The organism is Deltaproteobacteria bacterium (assembly GCA_019308925.1).
Lineage (GTDB): Bacteria > Desulfobacterota > B13-G15 > B13-G15 > RBG-16-54-18 > JAFDHG01.
In genome coordinates, this window is record JAFDHG010000083.1 from 1 (window position 1) to 8,795 (window position 8,795).

The window sequence follows — 8,795 nt, forward strand, 5'->3', positions numbered from 1 at the left end:
CCCTGTATAAGGACATAACCCATATCCACATCCACGTAGTCAAGGATATGGCCGGTGTGGGTGATAATAAGACCCGCCTTCTTTCTTTCACGGTGGAGTTCCTTCATGGTCTTTTTCCGATTCGGGTCTTTCTTTCTCCCTAACAGATGGTTGGTATACTCTCCAATGAGCACGATGTTCTCCAAGTCCACACCCGACTCGGGCTCGTCTAAAAAGATCATATCCGGGTCTTGCAGGATCAGTTGTAAAAGTTCTGCCCTCTTGATCTCCCCGCCGGAAAAACCGACATTTACCTCCCGCTCAAGAAAATCCACAAGGTTCAGCTTTGCTGCGTACTCATCCAGGAGTCTTCCGTTTCTTTTGGCGCTGGCCTCAATCAGTCTCCTGAGCTTTACCCCTCGTATAGCTGGAGGGCGCTGGAAGGACATGCCAATTCCCATCTTCGCCCGTTCGTTTACAGAAAGATGGGTAATGTCTCTCCCGCGAAAGATGATCTTTCCCCTGACATCGTAACCTGCAAATCCCATCATGGCGTTTACCAAAGTAGTCTTGCCTGAACCGTTAGGTCCAAAAATGGCGTGGACTTGCCCCTCTTTCATCTGGAGATTTACCCCTTTGAGGATTTCCTTTTTTCCTACTGCTACATGGAGATCCTTAACCTCCAACAGGAATTCACTTTTCATTCTTCTTACCCCCCTTTTAAGACCTTCAGTCTTTTCTGCCTCCGTCCACCTATTATCTAAAAATTCCCCCATGATATAGAATGGAGTTACGTCCAACATCTAGAGGAGTTTTGCAAATCTTATAACTTCGTCACTTCAAATTCAAGTGAAGTATCTTACCATATAAATCCTTGTCGCCAGAGATCCTTTTCTAAGTACCCAGAGAATAAAGGGTAAATCCGATCCCCAAACCGATAAAGAAGTTGAAGGCCTTGATCAAGATAGAGTCCTTGACCGTATAGGCAAGTAGCGGGAGCATCCCGTGTCCATCCTGAACGATGGAGCAGGCCAGCAGCACGGAAAAAGGGATCAGGCCCTTGGCAAACATCATGACAAAGATAAGATGGGGGCCTGATTCAGGGATTATGGCCACCAAGGACGCCACCAATAAGACCCAGGACATATGGGCCTGGACAAAGGTCTCGAGATCCCAGAACTTCAGACCCACATCTACGGCCACCAAGGCGCCAAAGCTCCAGAGAAACACCCTCCATAGGTGCCTCTTGGCGATGTGGCCCCAGATATGCTCATGTAAATAGTGCTCAGGGGTGGTGAAGACTATGAATTCGCCCAAAGAAAGCAAAGCGACAAAGGTGACCCGCTTCCAGTCCCAAGCAGAAGGGCCGATGACCCCCGAGGCAAAGCCATAGATAAATATACCGAGGAGAAAGAGGAGGAGGAATCGGGCCAAAGACATCTTTTTTAGATTGGCTATTACCCCTCTGAGGCTGATACGCCAGCTTTCATCTTCCAGATGAAGGACAGGAGTTTGGCATTCCTCACAAGGGGTTATCTTTAGCACAGGCACCAATTTGTCGATAAACCAGGCAAAGATGATCCCCAGGATGAACAGGATACCGAAGAGGAGGATTGCCTTGTCAGGGAATAAGGTCAGCATGACAAAGGCCTCATCGCCAGAGGTGGCGATCATGCCGCCCACTATTGCCCCAAAGGTGATCAGGCCGTGGACATAAAAGGAGACGTTCATAAAGGCCCCCAGACACCCAGGGGTTGCTCCGAGGAAGGAGGTGGCGATATATTGTCTGAATAACCCCCCTCTTATCGCCCTGTTCATCTTCCCCTGGCTCAACACATTGAGGTAATCCGCCAGGGTCATCATCACAAAGACGAACACACTGATCATCAAGCCATGTTTTAAGTTGGAGATGATGATGTCCATAGCTTATCCCTTTATATTTTCCCTCTAGCCCTAAGGATTAAACATCATACCCCTAGTTCGGAGCGCAGGTGTAGAAAGTCCAGGATGTCAGTACGGCAGACGACCCCTTTGATCTCCCCCCCCTCTATTACCGGGACTTGGTGGATCTTACCGCTGACCAACCTGGTGAGGACTTGATTACCATCATCATCCGGAGAAACGGCTGCTAATTTATCCCGAGGGGTCATGACCTTGCTGACTGTGGTGTACACCCTCTTTTCGGAGGGGACGGCCTTGACATCCTCCAGGCAGATGATTCCCGTCAGCTTCCCTGCCTCTGTTACCAAAAAGGCCCTTTCTTTCTTTTTGAGGATGTAATCCTCCATCAACTCCTGCACAGAGATTGAACCATCTATCGTCTCAAATTTGGTGTCCATCAGGTCTTTTGCCCTGACATCCTTGAGCATCTCTTTCAGGAGGACCTGCCTATATCCCCGAACTGCTGCACTATGGATAAACCAGCCGATAAGGGCTATCCAGAGGCCGTTAAGGAAAAATCCCATCAGGATCTGCCAGACGCCAAAGAAGATGAGGAGAAAGGCGATGCCTTGACCGATGACGGAGGCGATCCGGGTGGCTCGCTTGACATCTCCTGTCACCTTCCACACAATGGCCCGCAGGACCCTGCCTCCATCTAGGGGGAAACCAGGAACCATGTTGAAAAGCGCAAGGAAAAGGTTGATTATAGATAAATATTGGGCTAGGGCGGCGATGGGTTCATTTATCCCCCGTATCCCATACCATAGGCCGAAAAAGATAATGGCAATGATCAGGCTAGAGATGGGCCCTACTAGGGCGATGATGAATTCCTTCGCTGGTGTCTTCGGTTCCTCTGCGATCTCGGCCACCCCTCCGAAGATAAAGAGGGTGATGCTGCGCACCTCTTCCCCCTTGCTGCGGGCAACGAGAGAGTGGGTCAGTTCATGGGCCAGGACCGAGGCAAACAGCAACAGACTGGTGGCTATTCCTACTAACCAATACTGCCAGTGGGGCCAGCGGGGATACTGGCTGGGGAAGTAATGTCCAGCCAGGGCCCAGGTGATCAGACCAAAGATAATGATCCAGCTTGAGTCAATCCTGATCTCGATGCCAAATATCTCAAAGATACGCCATGAGGTACGCATTCCCTTCCCTTCCTCCTATCTTGTCTTGGCCCCCTATCAATTTCACGCTAGGTTTTTGTTAGCCTTCTGGATTTTGGGTTCAGGCGTCTTTCCGCCATAGCCAGTTCTTCCAGGCCCTGGCGGTCCAGTATCCTGATACGGGGGCCGTCCGATTGGATCAAACCTTGCCGGATCATCTTGGCGAGGATGCGCGAGAGGGTCTCGGGGATGGTTCCCAAAAGGCTCGCCAGTTGGCCCTTGGGGATATCCAACTCCAGGTCTTTGGATCTGTCTCTCTGTTCGCTCAAGTAAAGGAGGTAAGCAGCGAGCCTCCCTGGCACCTCTTTGAGAGAGAGATCCTCGATCAGAAGGGTGAACCTGCGCAAACGCCGGGACAAAACTGCCAGCATGTTCAAGGCCAGGGAAGAATCCTTCTTGATGAGTTCAACAAAGGCGTCTCGAGGAAAAAAGAAGACCCGACTCTGCTCTAGGGCCTCGGCATGGGCCGGAAATCGTTGGCCTGCGAATACCGATACCTCACCAAAGGGTTCCCCCGGGCCGAAGATATGGAGGATCTGTTCCTTGCCATCGGGGGAAAGCTTGAAGATCTTCACCCTGCCCGAGATGACCACATAAAAGCCTGCTCCCACATCCCCCTCGGAAAAGATGATCTGGCCCCGCTTATAGGAGCGATCTACCACTATCCTGGCCAGATCCTCATGCTGTTCACGGGGGAGACCTTCAAAAGGGGGAATGGCAGCAATATGCTCAATCAGATCCATGGCAATTTCCCCGAGTGATAAAAAATAACATTATCCCTTGACCTAAGTCAAAGCATATTTCAGCGAAGTCCGATAGTAATAAACCATCATCATTTCTCAAAGGAGGAAGCCAATGAGATGTCCGGGGCAGGACACCCGTTATTGGGGACCAGATGATATCTTTGATGTCGAGTGTCCTAAGTGTGGGTACGAGGTAGAGTTCTTCAAGATTGATCCTACCCGCAAGTGCCCAAATTGCGGGCATAAGATCGTAAACCCAAAGATGGATTTCGGCTGTGCCACTTATTGTCTATATGCCGAGCAGTGCCTAGGGAATCTTCCCCCTGAACTTCTGGCCCAGAGGGAAGACCTTTTTAAGGATCGGGTGGCCATCGAGATGAAGCGCTATTTTAAACGGGATTTCAAACGGATTAACCACGCCATTCAGGTTGCCAGATACGCTGAACAGATCGGGAAGGAGGAAGGTGCCAATCTGGCCGTCATCTTATCAGCCGCATACCTCCACGATATCGGGATCAAGGAGGCAGAGCGAAAGCACCAGAGCACAGCGGCCCGGTATCAGGAAGAGGAAGGCCCACCGATTGCCCGTGATATTCTGAAGAAGCTTGGGGCAAAGGGAGAGTTGATAGAGGAGGTGTGTGACATCATCGGCCACCACCATCATCCCAGGGTAGAAGAGAGCACCAACTTCAAGGTGGTCTATGATGCCGACCTCATCGTCAATTTGGAGGAGAAACAGAAGGAAGCGCCCAGAGACAGAGAGAGCCTGACCGCCCTAATCGATAGGGCCTTTCTCACCAAAAGTGGCAGTGAGCTTGCCAGGAGCGTATTTCTCAAATAGCACCATTAAATAGCCCTAGCAGTGATCATCAAAAAGGGGATGGAGTTGGCAAGCAAAGAGATTCCCATGGATCAGGTGGTAATCGGCACCAGGGGTGAGGTCCTGGAAAGGGAGAGATTGGTGGCCTGAACTGAAAAGTTTATCGTTGACTTTGAAGATGACAGTTTGTATATTTTGGACGCTTTAGGGGTTTTCTGTTTCGAAAGATTTAAAAAAGGAGGTTTCAATGGGTCGTAGGGTTTCCATAGATGAGGAGGAATGTATTGGGTGTGGTACTTGCGAAGAGATATGCCCAGAAGTCTTTAAGCTCAATGAAGAAACGGAGAAGGCAGAGGTCATTGAGCCGGAAGAAGGCCCTGAAGACCTTATCGAAGAGGCAATAGAGGCATGCCCGGTTGAATGTATCCATTGGGAGGAGTGATTTTACAATATCCTCCCTGCCATGTGCATACCTCCTGAGATCGCCAGTTATTATTAGGATATCAGCATTGTCATAGACAAGATACGGTAACTTACAAAGGATCGACGATAATGAAAATGGGATTTATTAAGATTACGGTCCTCCTTTTCATATTTGTCATATCACCCTGGCGGTGGTAACTACGAACTTATCAGTTTTGAAAGGAGGGCAGACATGGCCAAAAAGACTTTATGGATATGTGCTCTATGCCTTGTAGCCTGGATATTTTTGGGGACACATATTGCGCTGGCAAAGCCATCAAAGTGTGAAAAGTGTCATGCAAAGATATCCCCAAAATTGGTAAAGGACTTCAATCGGGGCAAGATGGCCGAGACCATGACCTGTACGGCATGTCACGGCAGCGCACATAAAAGTGCCAATGACGTGAAAAAGGCGCAACTACCTACCATTAAGACCTGCCAGGAATGCCATCCTGAACAGGCTGAACAATACCTTTCAGGGAAACATGCCTTGGGGTTAATCGCCCTTCAAGCCATGCCCTATACCCACATGCAACCAAAGGCCTTTATCGAGGGCCAAAAGGGGTGCGGGGGTTGCCACACCTTAGGCTTGACGAACGAAAAAGCGAGGGAGAGCAAGGGTCGAAGATACTACCGTTACGGGATGGACTGCCAGAACTGCCATACTCGCCATGCCTTCTCTAAGGCCGAGGCCTCTGAGCCGGAGGCCTGTATGACCTGCCACATGGGCTTTGACCATGCCCAGTGGGAGATGTGGTCCGGTGCCAAACACGGGGTTATCTATTTGATGAACCGGGCCATTGATCCAAAAAATAGGGACCGAGCGCCTAAATGTCAAACCTGCCATATGCCCAATGGGGATCACCGGGTGTTTTCAGCATGGGGGTTCCTTGCCGTTCGACTCCCGGAGGATGACGCCGAATGGATGGGCTATCGTGTCACTATACTCAAGGGATTGGGTGTCTTGGATCCAGAGGGAAAGCCCACTCCCCGCCTGGATGTGGTCAAAGCCGGAAAGGTAGCACGATTGATCAAGGATAAATTCCAGGTTGAAAGGAAGCGCTTTACTGATGTCTGTAAGCAGTGTCATACCCCCAACTTTGTCAACGAGAATATGAAAAATGCCGACCTTATGGTAAAAGAAGCCGACAAGCTCTTTGCCGAGGCGATTGAAACCGTAGCTGGCCTCTATAAAGATGGAATCATCAAGAAGCGGCCTGATTATCCCCCCTATCCGGATCTTTTGACATTCTATGATGTGAATACCAAAATAGAAGAAATCCTCTATGAGATGTTTATGGATCATCGGATGAAGACCTTCCAGGGGGCCTTCCATATTAATTATGACTATTCCACCTGGTATGGATTTGCCAAGATGAAAAAGGATTTGGTAGAGATAAGGGAACTGGCAGAAAAGATGAGGACCGAAACTAAAAAATAGGCCTTCCGATAACTTGAGGATGCTGGGGCTACTTTTTCACGTCCGCCTCGTTATCGTATCCCCGTCTTTCACGATAGCCTCTGTAAGGTTTGTACGACAACTCAATCCGAGTGACCCACTTCACCCGTTTTTGTGATTGTTTTACTTAAGCCTTCCACAATCCGTGCAGGTTGCAGTACTCACGGACTTCGATCTTCTCTGCTGTGATGTCGAATATGGCTTCTGGTGCCTCCCCTGGCTTCAGGAACTGGCGGTAGGCCTTTCCATCGGCGATCACCTCGATCCATTCGATGTAGTGCTTTTCCTCCATGGGGTGGGCAACGCTTCCTACCTTCACCTTAACGCTGCTTGGAGTCTTTTCCACCAGCGGCACATGCTTCTCCAGGGCGGCGTCCACAGTATTTTCCTTAAAGAGCTTCATGGGCTGCCCGCAGCACACTAGCTCCCCTTTGCCCTCATGGAGAACCTCCACGATGTTCCCGCAGATTTCACATTTGTAAACCTGTAATCTCTTTGTCATCTCATACACCTCCTATCAAGGATTTTGATTCTTAATCGTCGAGCTCCTTTTTCATTAAACTTCTATACAGTTCTCCCACACACCGTGGATATTGCAGTAGGCAAGCGCGCAGAAGGCCTTGAACCCTTCTACATTTACCTTTTACCTCCTTTTATTGTTTTAATATCTGCTTTATATCTTCTTCCGGGTTCCCGATAAGTCTTAAATCATATTCTTCCTTTAAAACCTTCAGAATGTCGTCATTCACCCAGGCAGGGACGATGGGACCCAGATATATACCCTTGATCCCAAGTGCAAACAGACTCCAAAGGATAGCAACAGCTTTTTGCTCCATCCAGCTCAAGACTATTGTCAAGGGAAGTTCATTGATTCCTACGTCAAATACCTCTGCAAGAGCAGTGGCTATGTCAATGGCAACAATCGAGTCGTTGCATTGTCCCAGATCAATCAGTCTTGGGATACCTTCAACTTCACCAAGATCCAGGTCGTTGATCCTGAACTTACCACAGCCAAGAGTTAAGACAACTGTATCTTGTGGCAATCCTCGTACAAACTCAGTATAATACCCCATTTTCTTGAGCGGTGAATCACAGCCCCCAACAAGGAAGAAGCGGCGGATTTTACCTGCTTCCACCAGTTGCTTGATCTTGTCTCTTAGGGACAGAACTACGGATTTGGAAAACCCTGTAGGAAGTACAACATCGCCAGGCTTCTCCTCGAGTTCCGGCAACGATTTCGCTTTCTTTATCACTGGAATGTAGTCGTATCCAGCAATATGTTGCCCACCAGGTAGGCGCGCAGGTCCGGTGGTAAACATTCTGTCTCTATACTCCTCCCTGGGTATTAGGACGCAATTTGAGGTTCCAAGGATTGCCACTGGATACCTAGAAAATAAATTTCTCTGATCTCTCCACGATATCCCCAGATTACCAACCAGATGCTTGTACTTTTTTAGACCCGGATATCCATGTGCGGGCAAAAGTTCTGAATGGGTATAGACATTTATCCCAGTTCCTTCTGTTTGTTTGAGCAATTCTTCAAGTGCTTTCAGGCCGTGTCCGGTGGCAATGATACTACGCCCCTTGGCCGTCCCAGTTTGTACCTCAGTGGGCTCCGGCTCTCCATAAGTTTCAATGTGGGCCTTTTTGAGAAGCCTCATTGTCCTCACATTCATCTCGCCGCCCTCAATGGCCAGCCTAATGAGATCTTCGACGTCAAAGTTGACGTTGGTGAAGGTAGAGTAAAAGACTCGCTCCAAAAATGCATCTATCTCGGTATCAGTATATCCCAGCTCCCTCGCATGGTAGAGATAGGCTGCCATCCCTTTCGTAGCAATTAACAGGTTGTCTTGCAAACGGGCGACCGTGGGTTCCTTCCCACACACACCTTTTACAGTGCAACCTGTCCCTCTTGCAGTCTGAGAACATTGGTAGCAAAACATATCCAATCTTTCTTTCTCAGCCATTTCTATTCCTCCTTTTTATAGAATGTTCTCACATCAGGGGTTTTTTCTCCAAATTTTTCAACTAACTCTTTTACGATTTCTGATCGCGCTTTTTCCTTTTTTTCCAGATTTTTTATCAGTATATATCCCAAGTTTGACACGAAAGGTAATATTTTAGCACCCTCGATCCAATAAAATCAATACCTTGCGGGCAGAAAAACTGTTAAAGTACATAGTGTAACTTTTTGAGATAAATACATCTTTTTTCTTGATTTTATATAA

Annotated in this window: 9 protein-coding genes and 1 pseudogene; 3 read left to right on the forward strand and 7 right to left on the reverse strand. The window is 48.6% G+C overall.

Features of this window, described 5'->3' with window-relative positions; all coding sequences use genetic code 11:
* The 4 genes from JRI46_11430 to JRI46_11445 all read right to left on the reverse strand — a co-directional run.
* The coding region (locus JRI46_11430) for an ABC transporter ATP-binding protein (protein MBW2040178.1) at window positions 1-683 on the reverse strand (683 nt) is incomplete at its 3' end.
* A gap of 190 nt (window positions 684-873) precedes the next feature.
* Window positions 874-1,902: an arsenic efflux protein gene (locus JRI46_11435; GenBank protein MBW2040179.1), complete on the reverse strand. Its 1,029-nt coding sequence runs from the start codon at window positions 1,900-1,902 to the stop codon at window positions 874-876.
* Between the two features lie 44 nt (window positions 1,903-1,946).
* On the reverse strand, window positions 1,947-3,065 hold the full coding sequence (locus JRI46_11440; protein MBW2040180.1) for a site-2 protease family protein: 1,119 nt from the start codon (window positions 3,063-3,065) through the stop codon (window positions 1,947-1,949).
* 47 nt (window positions 3,066-3,112) lie between these two features.
* Window positions 3,113-3,826: a Crp/Fnr family transcriptional regulator gene (locus JRI46_11445; protein ID MBW2040181.1), complete on the reverse strand. Its 714-nt coding sequence runs from the start codon at window positions 3,824-3,826 to the stop codon at window positions 3,113-3,115.
* 112 nt (window positions 3,827-3,938) lie between these two features.
* Here JRI46_11445 and JRI46_11450 point away from each other — a divergent pair, with 112 nt between their 5' ends.
* The 3 genes from JRI46_11450 to JRI46_11460 all read left to right on the forward strand — a co-directional run bounded on the left by JRI46_11450 (window position 3,939) and on the right by JRI46_11460 (window position 6,549).
* Window positions 3,939-4,667, forward strand: coding sequence for an HD domain-containing protein (locus JRI46_11450; protein MBW2040182.1), 729 nt, complete (start codon window positions 3,939-3,941; stop codon window positions 4,665-4,667).
* A gap of 226 nt (window positions 4,668-4,893) precedes the next feature.
* Window positions 4,894-5,088, forward strand: a complete 195-nt coding sequence (locus tag JRI46_11455; GenBank protein MBW2040183.1) for a ferredoxin — start codon at window positions 4,894-4,896, stop codon at window positions 5,086-5,088.
* Window positions 5,089-5,301: 213 nt separating this feature from the next.
* A complete protein-coding gene (locus tag JRI46_11460) occupies window positions 5,302-6,549 on the forward strand; it encodes a cytochrome C (protein ID MBW2040184.1) in 1,248 nt (415 codons plus the stop codon).
* A 145-nt stretch (window positions 6,550-6,694) separates the two neighbouring features.
* Here JRI46_11460 and JRI46_11465 read toward each other — a convergent pair whose 3' ends face one another.
* From JRI46_11465 to hcp, 3 genes and pseudogenes are all read right to left on the reverse strand, one after another.
* On the reverse strand, window positions 6,695-7,069 hold the full coding sequence (locus tag JRI46_11465; GenBank protein MBW2040185.1) for a desulfoferrodoxin: 375 nt from the start codon (window positions 7,067-7,069) through the stop codon (window positions 6,695-6,697).
* Window positions 7,070-7,123: 54 nt separating this feature from the next.
* Window positions 7,124-7,204, reverse strand: a pseudogene (locus tag JRI46_11470) (desulfoferrodoxin).
* 16 nt (window positions 7,205-7,220) lie between these two features.
* A complete protein-coding gene (gene hcp / locus JRI46_11475) occupies window positions 7,221-8,510 on the reverse strand; it encodes a hydroxylamine reductase (GenBank protein MBW2040186.1) in 1,290 nt (429 codons plus the stop codon).
* Window positions 8,511-8,795 lie beyond the last annotated feature (285 nt).

Coding starts and splice junctions, on each gene's coding strand:
- JRI46_11435 (MBW2040179.1), bottom strand. CDS start 1,902: ATGGACATCATCATCTCCAACTTAAAACATGGCTTGATGATCAGTGTG.
- JRI46_11440 (MBW2040180.1), bottom strand. CDS start 3,065: ATGCGTACCTCATGGCGTATCTTTGAGATATTTGGCATCGAGATCAGG.
- JRI46_11445 (MBW2040181.1), bottom strand. CDS start 3,826: ATGGATCTGATTGAGCATATTGCTGCCATTCCCCCTTTTGAAGGTCTC.
- JRI46_11450 (MBW2040182.1), top strand. CDS start 3,939: ATGAGATGTCCGGGGCAGGACACCCGTTATTGGGGACCAGATGATATC.
- JRI46_11455 (MBW2040183.1), top strand. CDS start 4,894: ATGGGTCGTAGGGTTTCCATAGATGAGGAGGAATGTATTGGGTGTGGT.
- JRI46_11460 (MBW2040184.1), top strand. CDS start 5,302: ATGGCCAAAAAGACTTTATGGATATGTGCTCTATGCCTTGTAGCCTGG.
- JRI46_11465 (MBW2040185.1), bottom strand. CDS start 7,069: ATGACAAAGAGATTACAGGTTTACAAATGTGAAATCTGCGGGAACATC.
- hcp (MBW2040186.1), bottom strand. CDS start 8,510: ATGTTTTGCTACCAATGTTCTCAGACTGCAAGAGGGACAGGTTGCACT.